The sequence below is a fragment of the Algoriphagus marincola DSM 16067 genome (assembly GCF_000429405.1).
GTDB classification, from domain to species: Bacteria; Bacteroidota; Bacteroidia; order Cytophagales; family Cyclobacteriaceae; genus Algoriphagus; species Algoriphagus marincola.
In genome coordinates this window covers 586,212-608,287 of the sequence record NZ_AUBU01000001.1, presented here as the reverse complement: position 1 = coordinate 608,287, position 22,076 = coordinate 586,212, and the positions used below count along the sequence as shown (strand labels likewise).

Genomic DNA, 22,076 nt, shown 5'->3' with positions numbered 1-22,076 from the left:
TTCCTAATAATCCGTCCCCTTCTCTTAGATCTTAAATAGAAGGAGGACGGATTTTTCCATTTTTAGGCATCCCGAAAGCCACTTATCAGAATAGTGCGGGTACTTTTCGGATTTACTCACAATTCATCTATTTTTATAAAAACCCAAATTCAATCATTTATGAAAAACCTCATCACATTATTGATCTGTGGTGTGCTCAGCCAGTCAGCTTTGGGGCAGGGAACCCAGCTGCTCCGACAGCCTACGCTTAGCCAATCCGAAATTGTTTTTGTCTATGCAAATGACCTTTGGAAAGTGTCTCGAGCTGGAGGTCAGGCAACCCGACTAACAAGTAATGAGGGAGAAGAGTCTCTTCCGCATTTTTCTCCAGACGGCACACATATCGCCTTTACGGCACAATATGATGGCAATACGGATGTCTACCTGATTCCATCAGAAGGTGGTGAGCCACAACGATTGACCTGGCATCCAGGTGCAGATAATGTCACAGGATGGACTCCTGATGGACAACACGTTTTATTTACCTCTGGCAGAGAAGGACATGCGACAGAGGAATCTAAATTTTTTAAAATTTCAAAAAATGGAGGGATGCCCGAATCATTTGCCATTCCAAGAGCTGTAAATGGAGAACTTTCCCCTGATGCTTCTCACATTGCTTATCAGCAAATTTCATTTTGGGATCCGGAATGGAGAAATCATCGCGGTGGACAAGCCAAACCCATCTGGATAGTCGATATGAAAGACTATTCTCTTCAGATGACCCCGCAATTGGACAATGAGCGGCATACTGATCCTGTTTGGCTCGGAAATAAAGTTTATTACATTTCAGAGCGGGATTTTCTGGCCAATCTTTGGTCCTTCGATCCTGAAACCAGTCAGGAAAAACAAAAAACCTTCTTGAAGGATTTTGATATCAAAAGCATTGATGCCGGGCCAGATGCAATCATTATCGAGCAAGGAGGGTATCTACACTTATTTGACCCTGGGAATGGCTCTTTGACGCAGGTAGAGATCGAGGTTAAGGGCGATTTTCATTGGGCTAGAGAGCGATGGGTGGATGTTTCTGCCAGTCAACTTCAGAATCCCTACCTCTCTCCTACCGGGCAGCGCGCATTATTTGAATTTCGCGGTGAGATCATCACCGTACCAAAAGAAAATGGATCCAGCAGAAATATCACCAATACCTCGAGTTCTGCCGAACGAGCCCCAGCTTGGTCACCTGATGGCCAAAAGATTGCCTACTTCTCTGATCAATCCGGAGAATATCAATTAATCATTGCCGATCAAACAGGCAGTACCATTGAGAAGACTATCAAAATTCCAGATCCAAGCTTTTTCTTCGAGCCGGAATGGGCTCCGGATGGAAGACATCTCGCATTCACAGATACGGACTATAATATTTGGCTTGTTGAAATTGAAAGTGGAAATGCACGAATAGTTGAAACAGACCGATTTGCACATCCTAATCGCTCCATGAATCCAGTTTGGTCTCCTGACGGGAAATGGATAGCCTATTCCAGACTGATGGATAATCAGTTCAAATCGATTTTTGTCCTCAATGTAGACACCAACGAAAAGATCCAAATCAGCGATCAATTAGCCGACGCCATTTCCCCAGTCTGGGACGAAAGTGGAAAATATCTATACTTCTTAGCCTCCACCAATTTTGGACTGAATACAGGCTGGCTGGATATGAGCAGCTACGATAGGCCTGTGACAAGGCATCTGTATTTTGCCATTCTGGATGCAAATGAAAAATCTCCACTTCTTCCAAAAAGTGACGAAGAAAAAGCCAAAGAGGCTAATGGGGAAAAGAAAGAAGAGAATGGAGCAGTCACGGTAAAAGTTGACCCTGAGAATATTGAAAGAAGAATTGTAGCCGTGGATATTCCTGATCGAAATTATACTGGCCTTGCCTCTGGACCTGAAGGAACGGTTTTCTACATGGAAGCAATTCCCAATCAAGGGACAATCCTCCGAAAATATGACCTTAAAAAGCAAAAATCGGAAGAATTTTTACCTCGAGTAAATCAAGTGGTAATTTCTAAAGACAGAAAGTCCATGCTTTATCAATCAGGCTCAACATGGGGAATCATCGAAACTTCCGGATCAAACAAGAAAGTAGGAGATGGAGCGCTTAAAGCAATTTCCTCCATGAAAGTCAAAGTCAACCCACAGGAAGAGTGGCAGCAGATTTACAGAGAAGGCTGGCGCTATCAGCGAGACTTCCTTTATGTTGACAATGTGCATGGTGCGCCTTGGGACGATATTTACGAATGGTATAAGCCATGGGTGGATCATGTGAGACATCGTACAGACATGAATTACATCATCGATATTATTGGTGGTGAAGTAGCGGTAGGCCATTCCTATACCCGAGGTGGTGATTTTCCTGATATCGACCGTGTACCCATTGGACTCTTGGGAGCTGATTTTGAAATGGTAAATGGACATTACCGTATCAGCAAGATTTATAACGGGGAAAGCTGGAATCCAAACCTGACCGCACCATTAGCTCATCCAGGCAATGAAGCGAAAGTCGGGGAATACCTGGTAGGCATCAACGGAAAAGAAATCCAAGCCAATACCAACTTGTATGAATACTTGGAAGGAACTGCCAATCAATACACTACTATTCACCTCAACTCAAAGCCAGGCTTGGACGGAGCAAGAATGATCGCTACCAAACCCGTAGCCAATGAATCCCAATTACGAATGATGGATTGGGTAGAGGGTAATAGAAGAAAAGTCGATGAACTATCGAATGGAAAGCTCGCCTACGTCTATCTTCCAAACACCGGTCAACCAGGATATACCTATTTCAATCGGTACTACTTCTCCCAGCAGGACAAAAAAGGCGCCGTAATCGATGAGCGAAATAATGGAGGTGGGTCTGCCGCTGACTACATGGTAGACATCATGGCCCGAGAACTTCATGGCTACTTTAATTCAAGAGCGAATGACCATCGCCCCTTCACCACACCTATGTCTGGTATCTGGGGACCAAAAGTCATGCTGATCAACGAACGTGCTGGATCAGGAGGAGATTTACTTCCATATCTTTTCAATAAGATGGAAATAGGCCCACTCATCGGAACTAAAACCTGGGGAGGCTTAGTAGGTACTTGGGATACGCCTCCTTTCATAGATGGTGGACGGATGGTCGCTCCAAGAGGCGGTTTCTACGATATCAATGGTGAATGGGCTGTGGAAGGAGTTGGAATTTCCCCTGATATTGCGGTAGAGCAGATGCCGAAAGACGTGATCAATGGAAGGGATCCTCAATTGGAACGAGCAGTCACTGAGGCATTGAAGCTACTCGAAACTGAAGGGATAGAACTCAAACCAGAACCAGCACCTCCTATTCGATATTTCAGACCAAAAGGAAATTAATTGCTAGCTAACTTCTAATCAATTACTCCTTTCACCATCAATACCCAACAGCTGAATCTGAGTTATGGAATCAGTTCTGGGTATTTCTTTTTTTAAAAAAAATGTGACTAAGAATTTAAACCTTTTCAAGTGAGGGTTTTAACATTTACTGATTTAAAACATTTTTGATTAGGACTAATAAATTGAATTTTAGAACTTCAATCAATTAAACTTTTGTAATTATGATAGATCAATTATTAAAAATGGCTGATGGGCCATTGAAAGAATTTCTGGCAAATTCAAATGTAGATGCAGGTCCAGGCGATGCCTCTGCAATCGAGGAGGTTCTTGGTTCTCTTTTGCAAAAGAAGGCCCAATCTGGAGATCTCTCCGCTGTGAAGGAAATGTTTTCAGGTGCTGATACCCCGGCTGACAGTCCGGCCATTCAGGGACTTTCGGGGGATTTTGCTTCAGGACTGATGGAGAAACTGGGACTAAATAGTCAGCAGGCGATGAGCCTTGCGGCAGCGGCACTTCCTATGCTGATGAACTTTTTCAATCAACGTGTAAATGACGCTCCACAAGACAACAATGACATTATGAATTCGGTAGCAAAAGCCTTACAAGGTGGTCCGGGTGCCGGAGGAGCAGATATCCTAGGTTCACTATTAGGTGGTGGAGGAAAAGGAGGCATGGATCTCGGCGGGCTCATGAATATGGGTAAAGGTCTTTTTAAATAATTTCATCAACATAAACTCCCAAAAAATGAAAAAACTAACAATGATGGCGTTCATTGGAATCTTTGTATTCCTTGCTAGCAATGCTCAGGCACAGGGTCTTAAAATCCCAAAAATGGATTTAAGCTCTCAAGTTTTAGGAATTCTGGACAATACCAAAGGTCTGGGCTTGAATGCTGACCAAGAATCAAAACTTAAGAAAGACAATAAGAGTTTTGTAGACGATTTGATGAAAATAAGTGGAAGCAATGCTTCTGACGAGGATAAAAAGGCAAGTTTTCTGGGTTTAAAAAACAAAAGAACCAAGTTCCTGATGGACCTCATGGGGAGTGATTTATTTAAAAAATATTCAGGTCAAATACTGAAAGGAATTAACCCGCTCAAATCGAAATTGGGGCTAGCTGCTCTAGCCTTCTAGCGCTAATTGCTTAACTTCACAGCCTCGGTCATCCGAGGCTTTTTTATTACATATGAAAAATCTATTTCCCTTTCTGTTTGGATGTATTCTCCTAGTCTCTTGCCAGGTTCAGGATCCAAAAGTCAACTTTTGGTTGACAGATCCGAAGTCTGGAATTCTTTTCGAGAAAAATCCCGAAATGCTTAAATCTGGACAAGAACCTCAAACCATAACTATTGACATCGAGTCACGCTTCCAGTCTATGGATGGCTTTGGATTCACCTTGAGTCAAGGCTCTGCTCAGCACATCCTTCAGATGAGCGATTCGGCACGCAATTCACTCCTTCTTGAGCTTTTTGGCAATGAGGAAAACAGCATCCGAATCAATTACCTTAGGCTTTCTGTTGCTGCCTCTGACTTGAATGAATTCCCCTTTTCTTACAATGATCTGGAAGATTCACTGGCAATAGACCCCGAACTGGAAAATTTTAGCCTAAGCTACGACACCCTGGATGTAATTCCAGTATTGAAGATGATTTTGGAAATCAACCCCAAAATCAAATTAATGGCCTCCCCTTGGTCTCCACCTAAGTGGATGAAAGACAACAAGGATACAAGAGGAGGATCCCTTTTGGAAGAATTCGAGCCTGCCTATGCAAAATACTTGGTTAAATATATCCAGGCTATGAAAGCTGAAGGCATCAACATAGACGCCCTGACCATACAAAACGAGCCCTTGCATCCTGGAAACAACCCTTCACTTCTGATGCTTCCGGAGCAGCAAGCCCGCTTCATCGGGAGGTACCTGGGACCGGCTTTCTCGGAATCAGGTATCGAGACCAAAATTGTGGTTTATGACCACAATGCGGATCGACCCGACTACCCGATTTCAGTCATGAGTGACAGTTTGGCTAATCCATTTATTGACGGTTCGGCATTTCATCTGTATGGAGGAGAAATTGAAGCACTTTCAGAAGTTCATCGAGCCTTTCCCAACAAAAACATCTACTTCACAGAGCAATGGGTAGGTGCACCCGGTAATTTGGAAGGAGATATTCCATGGCATGTAAAAAATCTACTGATCGGAGCGCCTAGGAATTGGGCAAAAACGGTTTTGGAATGGAATCTAAGCTCAAATCCAAGTCTGACTCCTCATACTGACCGTGGAGGATGTGACCGTTGCTTGGGTGCGGTGACAATAGATGGAGATCAAGTTATGCGAAATCCAGCCTATTATGTCATCGCTCATGCCAGCAAATTTGTAGATGAGGGCTCGGTCAGAATCGAATCCAATTCAATCGAAGGTTTGCCTAATGTCGCCTATCAAACACCTTCAGGGAAAAAGGTCCTGATTGTGCTAAATGACAGTTCGGCTCCTGTAGCTTTCCAAGTTCAGGAAGGCAAGACTCAATTCAGCACCAATCTAAATCCTGGAGCAACTGGAACCTGGATTTGGTAAGTGAACATTTTTCAAAATACCGGTAGGGCGCTTACTTCCTATTCAAAATCCGCATGAGTTCTCGAGCCGTTGTTTCACCCTTTTGACGAATCAGTCTTCGAGGTGTATTATCTCCTACTTCAAAAGTCATCGCCTCAGCGCCATGAACAAAGAAGAAGTAGGAACTCGAAGTGACTCCTCGTTCCATACCTTCCGATGGTCGAATATTGGGGTCATAACCCGGGATTTTTCGAGATGATCGCTTTATTAATTTGGGAATGAGACCAGGATGATTCCCATCCAAATCCTCATTGATTGTGTAAAAAATATCTTCCCAAGTAGCATGAAAATCTGCTGCAAACACGAATTCACCCCCTGTTTCGCGCACTTTGGACTCCATAAATTCGGCCAAAGCTTTCGGCTCTGGCTGGTTGAAATTGATCCAATCACGATTAGTATCTACCCCTCCTACATTATGCCGCCAATGACCCCTGGCCACTCCATCAGGGTTCATCAAAGGCATGACATACAGGTTATATTTACTTCGGAATTTTTTAGCCTGAGGACTATCCTCACAAAGTGTCTCGACAAAGCTTTTTAAGGCAAGGAAACCTGGAATTTCGGGTGGATGCTGTAAGGAAATAGCCATGAGCATTTTTTGATCATCAGCTTCCCCTATTTTCAAAATCTCCAGTGGTCTACCTTCTTTGCTTTGCCCAATTTCAATTTTTTCAACAAAATCATTTTCAAGGATTTTCCCTTTCCACCTCTCCACATAGGCTGTCCCTGCAAAATCCTGTGCCGCTATCCAAAGCGTATCCGGACCTACCCAAACCTTCGCTTCAGCAAATTCAATCTGCCTTCTTCCATCCTCCAATGTTTTGTAGTGCGGGTGAAAAGCCGCAGAATCCAACTTCTTATAATAAAGCCCTCGCTTGTTGATTTTGGGATAATAGCGGTGAAAGCCATTTTGAGGATAAGTCAGCCGAATCCATAGTTGCTTTTCCTCTTCTGACCACATTTTGAATGCATACCATGGACTCGGGTTGATGGGCTGATTCTCTGGTAAAATCATCACCTCGATCAAGGTGTCGTTGACCCTCTTGGCATCATTCAGTCTTCCACCTTCCATTTTATTAGAAATGAAAAAACCATCACCCAGATCAAAATCCCGATAGACTTGGGTTTCGATCGGTTTATCCTTGGTGGAAACCACATTAATAGGGCCTTGGCCTGACCACTGCTGTGTAGGTTTGCAAGCCACGAAAAAGATAAAAAATACAATTGGGGCTAAATACTTCATTCCTGAATTTACAAAAAAAGATTTAGCCCCATGATAGTATTAGACTTTAGGAACCTGCCAGCCGTTGTGATAATGGGCTTTCATCAAATCATTTGCCTCACTATCACTAAATTGGTTTTTACCTGCGTCCCAATAAACTTTCTTACCTGTTTTGTAGGCGATATTTCCCATCTGAGCATTGATAGCTGCTACCGAGCCGGTCTGAATGGCACATTTCAACATACCCGGATCATTTGCCATCACAGAATCAACAAAATTGACTGCATGCAAATCCAGTGCACTACCTTCAGGTCGTGTATGGGGAACCTCTTCCACTTTTGGCTTTCGTTCACCATCTACATTTTCTGTTTCGGGGATTACTTTCCAGCCTCCACGATTGACCACAAGGGTAGCATTATTTCCGATAAATGCGATTCCTTCAGTCGTGCCATAATTTCCTCCATCGATGCCTGTTGCATGCTCCCAAAGCATGTTGAATCCATCGTATTCATAGACAGTTTGCAGTGTATCTGGAGTCTCAGAAGCGTCGTCAGGATAGGCAAATTTCCCTCCTGAAGCCATGACTGATTTAGGAGCGCTTACTCCCATCGCATAAAGTGCAATATCAATCTCATGAACTCCCCAATCGGTCATCAAGCCACCTGCATAATCCCAAAACCAACGGAAGTTGAAATGAAAACGATTAGGGTTGAACTCTCTTTTCGGTGCAGGACCCAACCACATATCGTAATCTACCCCTGCAGGTGCCGGGCCATTGGGGAGCACAGGGACGGGCTTCATCCAACCTTGATATGCCCAACATTTGACTAGTCGAATCTGTCCCAACTTCCCGGATTTGACATAATTGATAGCTTGGTCATATTGACTTCCAGATCGTTGCCATTGCCCCACTTGTACGACTTTTCCATATCGCTCTTGGGCCTTCACCATGATTTGACACTCCTCGATGGTATTGGCTATGGGTTTCTCAACATACACGTGCTTGCCTGCAGATACCGCATCGACCATATTCAAACAATGCCAATGGTCAGGCGTACCGATGATCACCACATCAATATCCGGATCTTCCAGCATTTTCCGGTAGTCTTTATACTGCTTTGGACGAGTACCTCGCTGCTTAAAAACATCCTCAGTTCGTTGGTCCAAAACAGATTGATCTACATCTGCTAAAGCAACACAATTGACGTTAGCCATTTTGAGATGTGCGTTCATATTGGACCAGCCCATACCTTTGCAGCCGATGACTCCATAATTGAGTTGATCTGAAGGCTTGATTTTTCGGGTAAAAGCACCAAAATCTGCCGCAGTTAATACTGATGGCATGCTGAGTCCAGCTCCTAGGAGCATGGTATTTTGTAGAAATTTTCTTCGAGAGAACATTTTTGTCAAGGGTTTATGTTAATAGGTTTTAATCAGTTTTTAAGTATTCGGTAAAGAGGCACAAGGTCCTTGATACCAGATTCTTGATACTTACAGCGGTCGTACCCAAATATTTCTAAACCTCACCGGATTGCTATGATCCTGAAGCTTAATTGGAAGAGCCTCAGCATGGGCTTTGTAATTTGGGATGCCGATGTATTCAGTAGGTCCGCGAAGGATCACATGATTTTGTACCAAAACACCATTGATCAAAACGGTCACAGTGGCTGGAGAGGTAAGCATTCCATTTTTATCAAAACGTGGAGCTTTGAAAATGATATCATAATAATTCCATTCTCCTGGGGCACGAAGTGGATTGACTAGTGGAGGAAACTGCTTATAGATACTTCCAGCCTGTCCATTGGTGTAGGTCTTGCTTTCGTAGCTATCCAAAATCTGTACTTCATAGAGTCCCATTAAGAAAAACCCAGAGTTTCCGCGACCTTGTCCCTCACCTTTGATCTCTGTTGGAGCTGACCATTCGATGTGATATTGTGCATCTCCAAAGGCCATTTTTGACTGGATATCCCCTTTCCCTGGAGTCACGACTAGTTCACCATTTTCTATAATCCACTCAGCGGGACTAGACCCATCTCTGGCAGAAACAAAACTATTCAAGCTACTTCCATCGAAAAGTACGATGGCATCTGAGGGAGGAAGGTTGTTTTCAGCTCCAGGAGTAATTTTTGGAGGGACAGGTGTATAGAACTCAGTAGCTTGAGGAGGCATTGGCGGTGGAGTTTTCTCTTGACCATACAAGGACAAACTCAAACCTGCCGAAAGGAAAAGGAATAAAAGTGATTTAAATCGAATGTTCATACCGTAGATTATTTTAAGGTTTATAATTTCACAGGATAAATTAAGTCCAAATGCGCTCAATCAAAAAACCATTGATGGATTTTTGATTGCAAGCGCCATAAGCTTTCCTAATTTTCTGAAAATTTCACCTTATGAAGAAGATCTACCTCTCTATTTTAAGTCTGTTTTTCACAGCTCAATTCGCTTTTAGTCAAACTGAGTATTATTTCCCAGGGGAAAAGTTTGATCCGGAAATTCCATCACCTGAGGAATTCTTGGGCTACCCTGTCGGAGACTGGCATACTCGCTATGACCTCATCGTCAAATACTACGAAAAATTGGATGAGCTCAGTGATCTGGTCAAACTGGAAACGATCGGCTATACACACGAACACAGGCCGAAAGTTATCCTGACCATTGCCAACGAAAGCAACATGGCCAACCTGGAAGCGATCAGACAAACTCAGGTACAATTGGCAGACCCAACTCAACCCAAGCCAAATGTCAGCCAAATGCCATCTATCGTTCATTTGGGGTATGGGGTGCATGGAAATGAACCTTCTTCAGCAGAAGCAGCACTCTTGACCGCTTATTGGATTGTAGCAGGTCAATCTGAACTCGCTCAGAGAGTCAGAGAAGAATCTGTAGTACTCATCGATCCAACCCTCAACCCAGATGGAAGAGACAGACACAGTCTTTGGGCTAATTCTAACAAAGGCTTTCCACCGGTCGCAGATCCTTTGGACAGAGAGCACAATGAAGCTTGGCCTGGAGGCCGAACCAACCATTATTGGTATGATCTTAACAGAGACTGGCTTCCACTTGCCCATCCTGAATCACAGACCAAAGTCCAATGGTATCATCAGTGGTATCCTAATGTGATCACTGACTTTCACGAAATGGGAACGAATAGCACCTATTTCTTCGAACCAACCAAACCCTACGGATCCGAAAACCCTGTAGTTCCAAGAAAAAACTACGATGAAATCAACCCGATTTTTGCCGACTACTTTGCGAAATACATGGATGAAATCGGTAGTCTTTATTGGACAAAAGAGGTTTTTGACAATAGCTATCCTGGCTATGGTTCTACCTATCCAGATATCCATGGAGGTCTAGGTTTGGTATTTGAAACAGCCAGTAGCCGTGGCCATCTTCAAGCTAGTCAGCGAGGCGACATCTCTTTTGCATTCACCATTCGAAATCATGTGGTCAACTCCCTAGCCACCCTAGAAGCTGCTATTGACAATCGAGAATATATGCATGATTATCTGCGGGAATTCTTTGAAACGGCCGTTGCTGAAGGAAGAAAAGACCCGGCTAAAAACTATGTGTTTGGAGATGAGTATGACGAAAGCAGAAATAGACTCTTTGTTCAATTTCTACTTGATCATCAGATTGATGTATATGAAAATAATGCTGATTTGAGGGTTGGAAATAACACCTTCAAAAAAGGAAAATCATGGGTGGTCCCTACCGCACAACCTCAATACCGCATGGTTCGCACCATGTTTGAATACGTAAAAGAATTTGCTGATTCGGTTTTTTACGACGCATCAGCCTGGACCATGGCAGCAGCTTATGGGATGCCTTTCGCCGCTGCACCATCTGCTCAATCAGGTGTTGAAGTCAAAGAGGTAGCGAAACCTGTCTTTGAATTCCCTGAAGGAAAAGCCTATGCCTATCTCATTGACTGGTCAGATTACTTTGCGCCGAAGGCACTTTATGAGCTACAAAAAGCTGGAATTCATGTAGAGGTAGTCAACCGACCATTCCAATCGCAAACTCAAGAAGGTGCGGTAGATTTTGCAGCAGGGACGCTAATGATTCCGATGGGTTTCCAAAAAATCAAGGATACAGAATTGATCGATCAGCTGAAAAACATCGCCAATAAAAATCAGCAGAAAGTATATAAGGTAGAAACGGGGCTAAACCTTTCAGGAATTGATTTAGGATCTAACTCAGTAGGTGCCGTTCAACAACCAAAAGTCATTATGCTGGTAGGACCGGGTGTTTCTAGCTATGAGGCCGGTGAAATTTGGCATTTGCTAGATTCAAAAGTGGGAATGCCTATTACAAAAGTAAATACAGATGATTTTGGAAGGGTAAACCTATTTGATTACAATACGCTGATACTGGCATCCGGTAATTACAACAGCCTTTCTAATTCGGCTGTTGAGCACCTCAAAGATTGGATTCAGCGAGGAGGAACCATTGTTTCACTCAAAAGTGCAAGCCTTTGGCTGAATCGGCAGGGAATCACCAATGAATCTGCAGTAGAACTTGAGGAAAAAGCCGAACCTGAATCTCTTCCCTTTGCGAGTAGCCGCGATTTCGAAGGGGCGAAAGCTGTTGGAGGCAGTATTTATATGGCAGAGCTGGACTTGACTCATCCCATTGCTTATGGATACCAAATGAAAAATATTCCTGTCTACAGAAACAGCAATATTTTCATCCAACCTAGCAAAAACAAATACCTCACACCTATCCGATACACCGAGAATCCACACCTAGGAGGCTATATTTCCGACCAAAACCTTGAGAAACTCAAGCAAAGCGCCAGTGTCCTTATTTCTCCATCGGGACGTGGAAGGGTCGTTCATTTCTTCGACAACCCTAATTTCAGAGGGGCTTGGTTTGGAACCAATAAGCTCTTCTTAAATGCGATTTTCTTTGGAAATCAAATGGATTGAAACTTTTGAAAAATTAAAATACGAATAAATAGAATTCTAGCGGTAGCATAAAATCTTAGCTCATGGGGCTGTAAGTAGAAAGAAAGAAGATCGAAACCCCAATTTTAATCCTCCAAGCTGATTCAAGTATGAATTCTTTTATTCTATTGGAAGTTCGCATCTGAGTGAAAAAATGAGGCTGGATTTCCCAGCCTTATTTTTTTAACTCATCAACTCCAACAATATCCCACTTCCAAAAGTCACAGATTTCCAGGAATCTAGAGGAAATTCGATAGCAATCAGGTCCCCAGGTTGCATATTTCGATATATCCCATCACAGAGACTGGAGGCGAGCATACTGATTACTGGATTATGCCCCACAATTAGAAGTCGGTCAAACTCATCCGAACAATTTTCCACCAAATCCATCAAGTCCCTCATATCCCCATCATAGATAATTCGGGTAAATTCTTGCTTCTTGATCAGTACCGTCTGGGAAAAAATCTTCGCTGTTTCTTGTGTCCTACTGGCACTAGAGCAATACATAATGTCTATTTCAGGGGTGTTTTCATTGAAGCTTTTTGCAATTCGCACTATTTTTTCCCGACCTCTTGAAGTAAGAGTTCTTTCAAAATCTGAATCTGCTGAAAAACTGGCCTCCCCATGCCTCATTAAAAATAAATGCTTCATTTTGGATAAAATTTTTGATTAGCTCCCTACATATATATAAGTGCACAATCACCCTGCCATTCAATCAACTGAATTATTAATAGTTGCAGGTGAAAACAATGCCCTCTATTTTTAGCTTTTCAAAACAAGCCCTCGAGCCTAATTCTAAAATTTTTATGTCCAAAAACGTAGTCATCGTCGAGTCACCTGCTAAAGCCAAAACCATTGAAGGCTATTTGGGGAAGGATTTTAAAGTTGCGTCCAGTTACGGACATATAAGAGATCTGCCCAAAGGAGACAAGGCCATCGATATTAAAAATCGTTTCAAGCCAACCTATGAGGTTTCTCCAGATAAAAAGGAGGTCATCAAAAACCTCAAAAACCTTATCAAGGATGCAGAGACTATCTATCTTGCGAGTGATGACGACCGCGAAGGAGAAGCCATTTCTTGGCATCTCAAAGAAGTACTCAAGCTGAAAGACGAAAACACTAAGCGAATTGTCTTCCGGGAAATTACCAAAAATGCCATACAGCGAGCTATTGAGAGCCCAAGAGGAATCGACTATGATTTGGTCAATGCACAGCAGGCTCGAAGAATTTTGGACCGATTGGTAGGTTTTGAACTTTCACCGGTTTTATGGAAAAAGATCAAAACTGGACTCTCGGCAGGGCGTGTACAGTCTGTAGCTGTGCGACTGATCGTCGAGCGAGAGCGTGAAATCGAAGCGCACAAAGCGAAATCTACTTTCCGAATTACAGCTCAATTTGAAGTGGATGGAAAGTCCTTTCAAGCTGAATTACCCAGAAAATTTGAAACCAAGCAGGAAGCGGAAGACTTCCTAAAAGCCTGTCTGGAGGCAGGTTTTTCCGTAGGAAATCTTGAGAAAAAACCAGCAAAAAAATCTCCTGCTCCACCCTTTACCACTTCTACCCTACAGCAAGAAGCGTCGCGTAAATTGTATTTCTCTGTAGCCCAAACCATGTCGGTGGCACAAAAGCTATATGAAGCAGGTAAAATCACCTACATGCGTACAGATAGTGTTAACCTATCAGATGAGGCGATGAACTCTGCAGAATCTGCTATCAAAGGAGAGTACGGAAACGATTACCACAAGGCACGGAAATTTACTACTAAATCCGAAGGAGCTCAGGAAGCTCACGAGGCTATTAGACCGACAGACTTTTCTAGAGCACAAGTAGACGGGGACAGAAACGAGCAACGACTTTACGAACTTATCTGGAAGCGTGCGATTGCTTCTCAAATGGCTGATGCTCAACTGGAAAAAACCAATGTGTCCATCAATATTTCCAACTCAGATTTAACCCTTTCAGCTCATGGAGAAGTAATTAAGTTTGATGGATTCCTGAAAGTATATTTGGAATCTACGGATGATGATGAGGAAGAAGATACTCAAAACAAATCCCTCCTTCCACCTATGCAAATTGGACAGGCTCTGGACTTGAAAGAAATGAAAGGGAGAGAGTCGTTTACCCGTGCTGCACCGAGATATACGGAAGCAAGTCTAGTGAAGAAGCTGGAAGAATTGGGAATTGGACGTCCATCTACTTATGCGCCTACGATCTCGACTATTCAGAAGAGAGAATATGTCATCAAAGAGAGTCGGGATGGTAATCCACGGGAATATCAGGAGATGATTATTTCAGATGGAAAGTTTCAGGAAAGCACCAAGACAGAAATTACAGGCGCTGAAAAACAGAAATTATTTCCAACCAATATTGCCATGGTCGTGAATGATTTCTTAGTCGAGCACTTTCCAAATGTCATTGACTTCAATTTCACCGCAAAAGTGGAGAAGGAGTTCGACGACATTGCCGCAGGAGGACAAGATTGGCAGGATATGATTGATGCATTCTATGGCAACTTCCACCATAGTGTCGAAGAAACTGAGCAAGTATCTCGTCAAGATGTCAATTCCAGTCGATTCCTTGGCAATCATCCTGAAAATGGAAAGCCGATTACGGCAAGACTAGGGAAATTCGGTCCGCTAGTACAAATCGGTGAAAGTGAAGACGAGGATAAAAAATATGCAAGCCTCAAAAAAGGGCAGTTTATTGAGAATATCAGTCTAGAGGATGCACTGGAACTATTCAAACTGCCTCGTGATGTAGGAATGTTTGAGGACAAAAAAATGGTGGCTGCCATTGGAAGATTCGGACCATACATCCGACATGATGGCAACTTTGTTTCCTTGAAAAAAGAACAAGACCCATTAAGCATCACCGAAGAAGAAGCTATCCAATTGATCAAGGATAAGCGGGAAGCTGATGCCAAAAAACACATCAAATCCTTTGATGAAAATCCCGATATCCAAATCCTCAACGGACGATGGGGGCCTTATATCAAGTTTGGAAAGAATAACTTCAAAATCCCAAAGGATAAGGAAGCAGAGAAGCTAAGCTATGCTGAGACGATAGAAATCATTGAAAATCAGCCAGAGCCCAAAAAACGGGGAGGAAGATTTTCAAAGAAAAAATAAATTCAAAGAGCCGGTAAAATCCGGCTTTTTTTATAGATTTTCCTATGAAATGGATCTATGTACTATTATTCACTCATATCATTTCTTTTGCAGCTAGTTCACAGCAGATCCTGAAAGGCAGAATACTTGAGCCCGTTACAGAAAGCCCTATTCCCTATGCAACTGTTTACTTGGCTAATACCACTTTAGGTACAACGGCAGATGAAAATGGAGCCTTCTCCATGGAGATTCCTTCTGGGAGTTTTGAGGTAATCGTACGAATGCTGGGATATGAAAGTGCTACCTTCTCGATCCAATCAAATAGATTACCAAAACCCGGTTATATCATATTTTTGAAACCAAGCGATACTGAGCTGAATGAAATTGAAGTCGAAGATGAGCGTGATCCTTCTTGGTATAAAAATCTTCAAACTTTTAAACTCTACTTTCTCGGAAATAGTAAAAATGCTTCCAAAGCGAAAATTGAAAATGAGAAAGTCCTTCGAATGGATGATCAGTCCCAAAAAGGAATACTTCGGGTAACTGCAGCCAAAAATTTAAAAATTCACAACCCAAACCTGGGCTATTACTTGGATTTTCAGCTTGAAGAGTTTCAATTCAGATCAAGAGGATCGACCTATCAGTATGCTGGATATCCGCTTTTCAGGGAAGAAGGAGATTTATCTAAGTCGAGATTACGAAAAATCCAAAAGAATCGACTAGAAGCCTATCAAGGTAGTCTCCAACATCTGATTAGAAGTTTGCATCAAGGAATCGCAAGCGAGGAAGGATTTGAGATTCGTAGGTTATACCGTATTCCCAATCCCGATAAACCTGCTGATAGTCTAATCCTTCAGGCCAAAAAGCAATACGATTCAACTTCTTCAGAAACCATAAAGTCCATTCTCAAAAGAGACTTTTTAGATAAAGAAAGCTTACCAGACAGTATTGATCAATTGGAAAAGAGTCCAATTGATCCTAAAATTTTACTATCCAGAGACTCGGAAAACAACACATTTTTAGAAGTTGATTTTGCTTTACATGTCACTTTCAAACTAGAGTCGGAACCAAGAGAATACCTTGGTCAAAATAACCCCAAAAAACCTGGACCTCAGATTTCCACCTTGTATTTTCAAAATAAAAAATTACAGATTTTTGAGAATGGCAGCTATCCAGATCCATTTGCGATATTGATAGATGGATACATGGGTTGGGAAAAAGTAGCAGACCTTATGCCTCTGGATTATCTACCTCCGAACTAATTAAGAAACTTCCTATGTCAACGCTAAGAAATCATGCATAAGAAAAAACTTGTTGTATTGACCGGTGCCGGAATCTCTGCTGAGAGCGGGATAAAAACTTTTAGGGACTCAGGTGGACTATGGGAAGGTCATAATGTCATGGAAGTGGCTTCTCCAGAAGGCTGGCGCAGAAATCAGGATTTAGTCCAAGAGTTTTATAACCGCCGAAGAAAGCAAATGTACGAGTGCCAGCCTAATCTGGCACACCGGATATTAGCGGAATTGGAAGAACATTATGAAGTTCAAATCATCACCCAAAATGTCGATGATCTCCACGAAAGAGCCGGATCATCTCAAGTATTGCACCTCCATGGTGAATTAAGAAAAGCGCAGAGTTCACTCGATCCAAAATTGGTCTATGACTTGGATCATTGGGAAATAAAAAAAGGAGACAAATGTGCGAAAGGGAGTCAGCTTAGACCTCATGTGGTTTGGTTTGGAGAGCCTGTACCCAAAATGCTAGATGCTATCGAACTGGCACAACAAGCTGATATTTTTGTGATTGTAGGTACCTCATTGGAGGTTTATCCAGCAGCAAGCTTGGTTTCTTATGTTCCGGATCAGGCAGAGATCTTTGTTGTTGACCCCAATATCCCATCCTCCAAGCTACATCACCGAGCGAAGCACCTCGTCCTACCTGCCACTCAGGGATTGGAAAATCTTAAAAAAATCCTTTTGAAACCCTAATTATTGTAATGCTTTGAATAAATGATTTAAATTGAAGAAAACTTTTCTGTTGTGAGTATGAAAGCAAAATGGCCCATTTTAGATTATAGTGCCTACAAGGACACCGCTTACCTTTTACATCAATGGTCTCAGATGGTAGGCAAGGTCCGGCTCAGAAAATCACCTTGGCAAAACCACTCTTGGCATGTAGCGCTTTATTTGGATGCTCAAGGCATGACTACCGGACCAATTCCCTATGAAGGAGGTATTTTTGAAATCAAATTTGACTTTACCCAGCACGAGCTGAAAATTCGATCTTCCAATGGTACTCGCGACAGATTTTCGCTAGGCAACCAGACGGTAGCTAGTTTTTTTGAACAACTTCGGGAAAAACTAGACTTTATCGGGATAAAGGTAAAAATCACAAAAACCCCGAATGAAATTCCTGAAGCCATTCCCTTCGACCAAAACACCAAAAGAATCCCCTACCTTCCAAACGAAGCCAAAAATATCTGGAAAGCCTTGATTCAAATCCATAATGTGATGACGGTATTTCGCTCAAGGTTCAGAGGAAAAAACAGTCCCATTCATTTCTTTTGGGGATCATTTGACCTGGCATATACGCGTTTCTCTGGAGCTACTGCCCCAGAATTCGAAGGAGAAGTACCCAATCTAGCCAAAGAAGTCATGCAGGAAGCTTATTCGCATGAGGTATTCAGTGTGGGTTTTTGGCCAGGAGGAGAGCAATTTCCAAAAGCAGTTTTCTATGCCTATTGCTATCCAAACCATCCCGATTTTAAAAACAAAAAAGTCCAACCTGAAGAAGCCTATTGGAGTGATGATTTAGGAGAGTTTATTCTACCCTATGAAGCTGTTCAAAAAGCTGCTGATCCCACCAAAAAATTACTGGACTTCTTGGAATCAACTTATAAAGCAGCCACTGAAGTGGGGAGTTGGGATAGAAATCAATTAGATTGTGACTTCTCATCTTTAGAAAAGAAAAACTCCAATATTACCATATGAAGAAGAAAGTAGCTGTCATCGGAGCTGGGCCATCAGGTATCACGGCCCTCAAAAACCTTCTAGATCAGGGAATCGAGGCGGTTGCCTTTGATAGAAATCACGATGTCGGGGGTAATTGGATCTACTCTGAAGACGAAAGTCATTCCAGTGTATTTGAGACTACGCATATCATTTCTTCTAAAACACTCTCGCAATACGAGGACTTCACCTTTGATGATTTTGATCCGGAGACGGCCGACTATCCTTCACATGATGAGCTAAGACGCTATTTTCAGACCTATGCAGCTCACTTTAATCTCTATCCTCATATTCGTTTTGGCATAATGGTCAAGCATTGTCGGTGGATTGATGAGGAGACATGGGAAATTACCACTGAGAAAGATGGAATAGAGGAAAAAGAGCTTTTCACCAATCTGGCAGTAGCCAATGGTCATCACTGGAAACCTCGGTACCCAAATTACGCAGGTGAATTTTCAGGAGAATTTCTCCATTCCCATCACTATAAAAAAGCAGCCCCATTCAAGGACAAGCGGGTGCTGGTCATTGGAGGAGGAAATTCCGCCTGTGACGTAGCTGTGGAGACGAGTAGGGTATCCAAGAAAACAGCCATTTCATGGAGAAGAGGCTATCGAATTGTTCCTAAATTTATTTTTGGAAAGCCTTCGGATAAAGTTGCAGAACAGTCTAAATGGATTCCACCAAGACTTCGAATGTTTTTGAATTCCATCCTCCTTCGAATCATCATCGGTAAAAATGAAGCTTACGGACTTCGCCCACCCACGGAGCACTTTGGAGCGACGCACCCTACTATCAATGATGAATTGCTACACAAAATCCGACATGGAAAAGTCAAGCCGCGGATGGACATCAAAAAATTTGAAGGTAAAAAGGTGATTTTTGAAGATGGAAAAGAAGAAGATTACGACACCATCATTGCATGTACAGGTTATTGGCTGAGTCATCCTTTCTTTGACAAAGACTTTATTGATTACAGTTCAGGACCGGTCCCTCTTTACCTTAAAATGTTTCATCCTAAAATCACCAATCTTCACTTCATCGGTATATTCCAACCACTCGGCTGTATCTGGCCTGGCGCAGAGCTTCAAAGCAAGCTAATGGCACAAGAGCTAATTGGCAATTGGAAACGCCCGGCAAACTTGGAAGAACTTTGTGAAAAAGAGGTCAAAAACCCTGATTTCAAGCAAATCAATTCACCCCGACACACCATTACTGTTGATTTTCACCGATTTGTGAAAGACTTGAAAAAGCAACTTCCCAAAAACTACGTCTCCAAAACACCCACTTTAAAGGCGCTTTCGGTTGAACAAAACCAAGAGACCTGATGCAGTCATTGAAGTGGATTCTTATTGGGCTTGCCACTATTTTTGCCTTGTTTCTGGCAAAAGAATGGTGGCAAAGCTTTCCAAGAGTCAACTTAGCTCCTCCTATCAGTATCAAGAATCAACAAGATCAGCTTGATTCCATTTTGATTCAAACTGTAAACGAGCATCATCTGGCAGGCTTGGCTGTGGGAGTTATTTCCAACTCACAGGTGCTTTATAAAAATACCCTCGGGTATGAAAGCCTGGAAAAAAAAGACAGCCTCACATCGCAATCAAAAATCCATGTTGCTTCCATTTCTAAGATTTTTTTGGCGCTTTATCTTTCCAGTTACCTTCAGGAAAAAGGGCTTAACATCCTTGATTCAATAAAAAGCCTTTCTCCTGAGTTAAACTCAAAATATCCCGAAATTGGGGAATTAAGCTTTTCCCAAATCTTGCGACATCAATCCGGTCTGCGAGATGCAAGTTTCTTTTCAGGTTTTTTCAGAAAAAAGAACACCCCGAACTTGCAGGATTTTGTCTGGAGTCAGCTTCCAAAACAACTAAACGGAAAGGGAGATCTATCCTACAAATATGCTGATTTCAATTACGAACTTTTGGGATATCTGTTGGAAAAAGACTCCGGCCACTCCTATGAAAATCTGCTCAACCGGTGGCTAAGCGAAGATTTAGATTTGCAAAACAGTTATTTCAAAGGTAATTCGCAAGAGGAGAATCCGGTAGTAATGGGGTACCGAAAGACTTATGTATGGAAGCGTCTCAAACCACATCCATTCACGTATCAGGTAAGCCCCTACCCTTCCTCCGGAATGATCAGCACGCTCGATGATTTGAATAAAGTCACGACTCAACTTATCCGTGCTGACCTAGGTATGTTGAAATCCAACGTTCAGGCTCTTGAGGTAAACGAGAATGAAAGTTGGGCAGGATTTCAGCAGATTGCAGTTGGGCCGGAGAGTAATTGGATGGGACACTTTGGTGGTCAGGCGGGCTATAGCTCTTTGCTAATCTTCGACCCCGAAAAAGAATTTGGAATTATCATCCTATCCAATACTCGAGACAACGGAAATTTCCGAATAGACCTAGCCAGAAAAATCATTAAAATCCTAGAAGTATGAAGAAACTATCCTTTCCTCATCCCATGGTCATTTTATTGGCTTTTGTTGTTTTATCCTGGATAGCATCTTTTCTGATTCCCTCTGGGATCTATTCTAGAGAGCTCGACCCAAAAACGGGAAGAGAAGTGGTACTTCAGGGAAGCTATGAGCAAATTGAAAAGGAGAACATTTCACTGCAAGAGCTGATAGTCTCCATTCCGGAAGGACTCATTTTGGGGAGTGACATCTTGGTCTTGATTTTATTGCTGGGAGGAGCTTTTTATGTGGTGGAAAAAACAGGAGCTCTTCAAGCTGGGGTAGAATCACTTATTTATAAATTCAGAAATCAGAAACAGCTTCTTTTAATTTTTCTCTCATTAGGCTTCGCTTTTGCTGGAGCGACCATTGCCATGCAAGAGGAGATCATTGCCATGGTGCCTGTTTTGGTGGTTTTAGCCCGGAATTTAAAATTCGATATCAAAGCTATCATTGGACTCACGCTAGGCTCCTCACTACTCGGTTCTGGCTTTTCTCCCATCAATCCTTTTAACTCACTTATTGGCCAACAACTTGCCGAGTTAGAACTTTCCGAAGGGCTGCTTTACCGGATGGTTTTCTTTTTCCTTGGATTTGTTTTATGGACTTGGTTGATGATTCGAAGTGGTCGCCCAAAAGTTCAGCAGCAGGAACTAGAAATGATACCAGGTCAAGCAATTGGATGGAGAAAGGGCTTAATTTTGATTCTTTCATTAGGTGGAATAGTGGTCATGGGATATGGGATCACACAATATGATTGGGGATATAATGAAATGTCTTCCTTATTTTTTGTGATCGGAGTTAGCTGTGGACTGATCGGGAAACTAGGAATCAACGGGACGGCAAGAACCTATGCAGCGGGCTTTAGCGAGATGATTTTTGCGGGTGTAATTGTAGGTCTTGCCCGAAGTGTTTACTTGGTATTGGAAAAAGGTCAAATCATCGATACGGTGATATATGGACTATTTTCACCTCTAGAAGCACTTCCAGAGCAATTTGCTGTTGTTGGGCTTTTCGTATCTCAAGCGCTGATTCATATCCCTGTCCCCAGTACATCAGGACAAAATGTATTAACAATTCCGCTAGCAGTGCCTTTGATGGACCTTTTGGGTATTTCGAGGCAATTAGCAGTTTTGGCTACCCAATATGCCTCAGGTTTAATGGATATTTTATCTCCTACTAATGGAGGAATGATGGCAGTAATAGCCGCCGCTGGTGTAAAATACAATGATTGGATTCGGTTTGTGATAAAAAGCTGGCTTTTCGTTGCAGGTGTCTGTTTGTTATCCTTAATTATCGCCTTAATTTGGTTTCAGTAAACCTAAAAA

16 protein-coding genes are annotated in these 22,076 nt (G+C 42.4%); 12 read left to right on the top strand and 4 right to left on the bottom strand.

The annotated features are described in order from the left end of the window. The first annotated feature begins 159 nt into the window (after positions 1–159). The 4 genes from G457_RS0102740 to G457_RS0102725 all read left to right on the top strand — a co-directional run bounded on the left by G457_RS0102740 (position 160) and on the right by G457_RS0102725 (position 5,965). Positions 160–3,393, top strand: coding sequence for a S41 family peptidase (locus G457_RS0102740; protein WP_026945110.1), 3,234 nt, complete (start codon positions 160–162; stop codon positions 3,391–3,393). Positions 3,394–3,614: 221 nt separating this feature from the next. Further along, a complete protein-coding gene (locus G457_RS0102735) occupies positions 3,615–4,112 on the top strand; it encodes a DUF937 domain-containing protein (RefSeq protein WP_026945109.1) in 498 nt (165 codons plus the stop codon). 25 nt (positions 4,113–4,137) lie between these two features. Beyond that, on the top strand, positions 4,138–4,527 hold the full coding sequence (locus G457_RS0102730) for a hypothetical protein (RefSeq protein WP_026945108.1): 390 nt from the start codon (positions 4,138–4,140) through the stop codon (positions 4,525–4,527). Between the two features lie 52 nt (positions 4,528–4,579). Next, on the top strand, positions 4,580–5,965 hold the full coding sequence (locus G457_RS0102725) for a glycoside hydrolase family 30 protein (protein WP_051260674.1): 1,386 nt from the start codon (positions 4,580–4,582) through the stop codon (positions 5,963–5,965). A 31-nt stretch (positions 5,966–5,996) separates the two neighbouring features. Here G457_RS0102725 and G457_RS0102720 read toward each other — a convergent pair whose 3' ends face one another. The 3 genes from G457_RS0102720 to G457_RS0102710 form a co-directional block, all read right to left on the bottom strand. Then, positions 5,997–7,247 (bottom strand): M14 family metallopeptidase, encoded by a 1,251-nt coding sequence (locus G457_RS0102720; RefSeq protein ID WP_026945106.1) that lies wholly within the window; start codon positions 7,245–7,247, stop codon positions 5,997–5,999. 39 nt (positions 7,248–7,286) lie between these two features. Beyond that, positions 7,287–8,627 carry a Gfo/Idh/MocA family protein gene (locus G457_RS0102715; protein ID WP_026945105.1) on the bottom strand — a complete coding sequence of 447 codons (1,341 nt, stop codon included), beginning with the start codon at positions 8,625–8,627 and terminating at the stop codon, positions 7,287–7,289. Between the two features lie 90 nt (positions 8,628–8,717). Next, complete coding sequence (locus G457_RS0102710) at positions 8,718–9,485, bottom strand: 3-keto-disaccharide hydrolase (protein WP_035482978.1); 768 nt, start codon at positions 9,483–9,485, stop codon at positions 8,718–8,720. Between the two features lie 131 nt (positions 9,486–9,616). On the opposite strand from G457_RS0102710, the gene G457_RS0102705 reads away from it, so the two are divergent. After that, positions 9,617–12,157: a M14 metallopeptidase family protein gene (locus G457_RS0102705; RefSeq protein ID WP_026945103.1), complete on the top strand. Its 2,541-nt coding sequence runs from the start codon at positions 9,617–9,619 to the stop codon at positions 12,155–12,157. A 201-nt stretch (positions 12,158–12,358) separates the two neighbouring features. Here the strand turns inward: G457_RS0102705 and sixA are convergent, their stop codons facing one another. Beyond that, positions 12,359–12,826: a phosphohistidine phosphatase SixA gene (gene sixA / locus G457_RS0102700; protein WP_081701369.1), complete on the bottom strand. Its 468-nt coding sequence runs from the start codon at positions 12,824–12,826 to the stop codon at positions 12,359–12,361. Positions 12,827–12,981: 155 nt separating this feature from the next. Between sixA and topA the strand changes: the two genes are divergently transcribed. The 7 genes from topA to G457_RS0102665 are packed head-to-tail and all read left to right on the top strand — an operon-like array spanning position 12,982 to position 22,067. After that, on the top strand, positions 12,982–15,303 hold the full coding sequence (gene topA, locus G457_RS0102695) for a type I DNA topoisomerase (protein WP_026945101.1): 2,322 nt from the start codon (positions 12,982–12,984) through the stop codon (positions 15,301–15,303). Between the two features lie 44 nt (positions 15,304–15,347). After that, positions 15,348–16,544, top strand: a complete 1,197-nt coding sequence (locus G457_RS0102690) for a carboxypeptidase-like regulatory domain-containing protein (protein ID WP_026945100.1) — start codon at positions 15,348–15,350, stop codon at positions 16,542–16,544. A 33-nt stretch (positions 16,545–16,577) separates the two neighbouring features. Then, positions 16,578–17,270: an SIR2 family NAD-dependent protein deacylase gene (locus tag G457_RS0102685; protein ID WP_026945099.1), complete on the top strand. Its 693-nt coding sequence runs from the start codon at positions 16,578–16,580 to the stop codon at positions 17,268–17,270. A gap of 57 nt (positions 17,271–17,327) precedes the next feature. After that, a complete protein-coding gene (locus G457_RS0102680; RefSeq protein WP_026945098.1) occupies positions 17,328–18,272 on the top strand; it encodes a DUF5996 family protein in 945 nt (314 codons plus the stop codon). Then, positions 18,269–19,615, top strand: coding sequence for a flavin-containing monooxygenase (locus tag G457_RS0102675; protein ID WP_026945097.1), 1,347 nt, complete (start codon positions 18,269–18,271; stop codon positions 19,613–19,615). The genes G457_RS0102680 and G457_RS0102675 overlap by 4 nt, the downstream gene beginning before the upstream one ends. Further along, complete coding sequence (locus tag G457_RS0102670) at positions 19,615–20,733, top strand: serine hydrolase domain-containing protein (RefSeq protein ID WP_026945096.1); 1,119 nt, start codon at positions 19,615–19,617, stop codon at positions 20,731–20,733. The genes G457_RS0102675 and G457_RS0102670 overlap by 1 nt, the downstream gene beginning before the upstream one ends. Further along, the gene (locus G457_RS0102665; protein WP_026945095.1) at positions 20,730–22,067 is read left to right on the top strand and encodes a YfcC family protein; all 1,338 of its coding nucleotides are present in this window, start codon (positions 20,730–20,732) and stop codon (positions 22,065–22,067) included. The genes G457_RS0102670 and G457_RS0102665 overlap by 4 nt, the downstream gene beginning before the upstream one ends. Positions 22,068–22,076 lie beyond the last annotated feature (9 nt).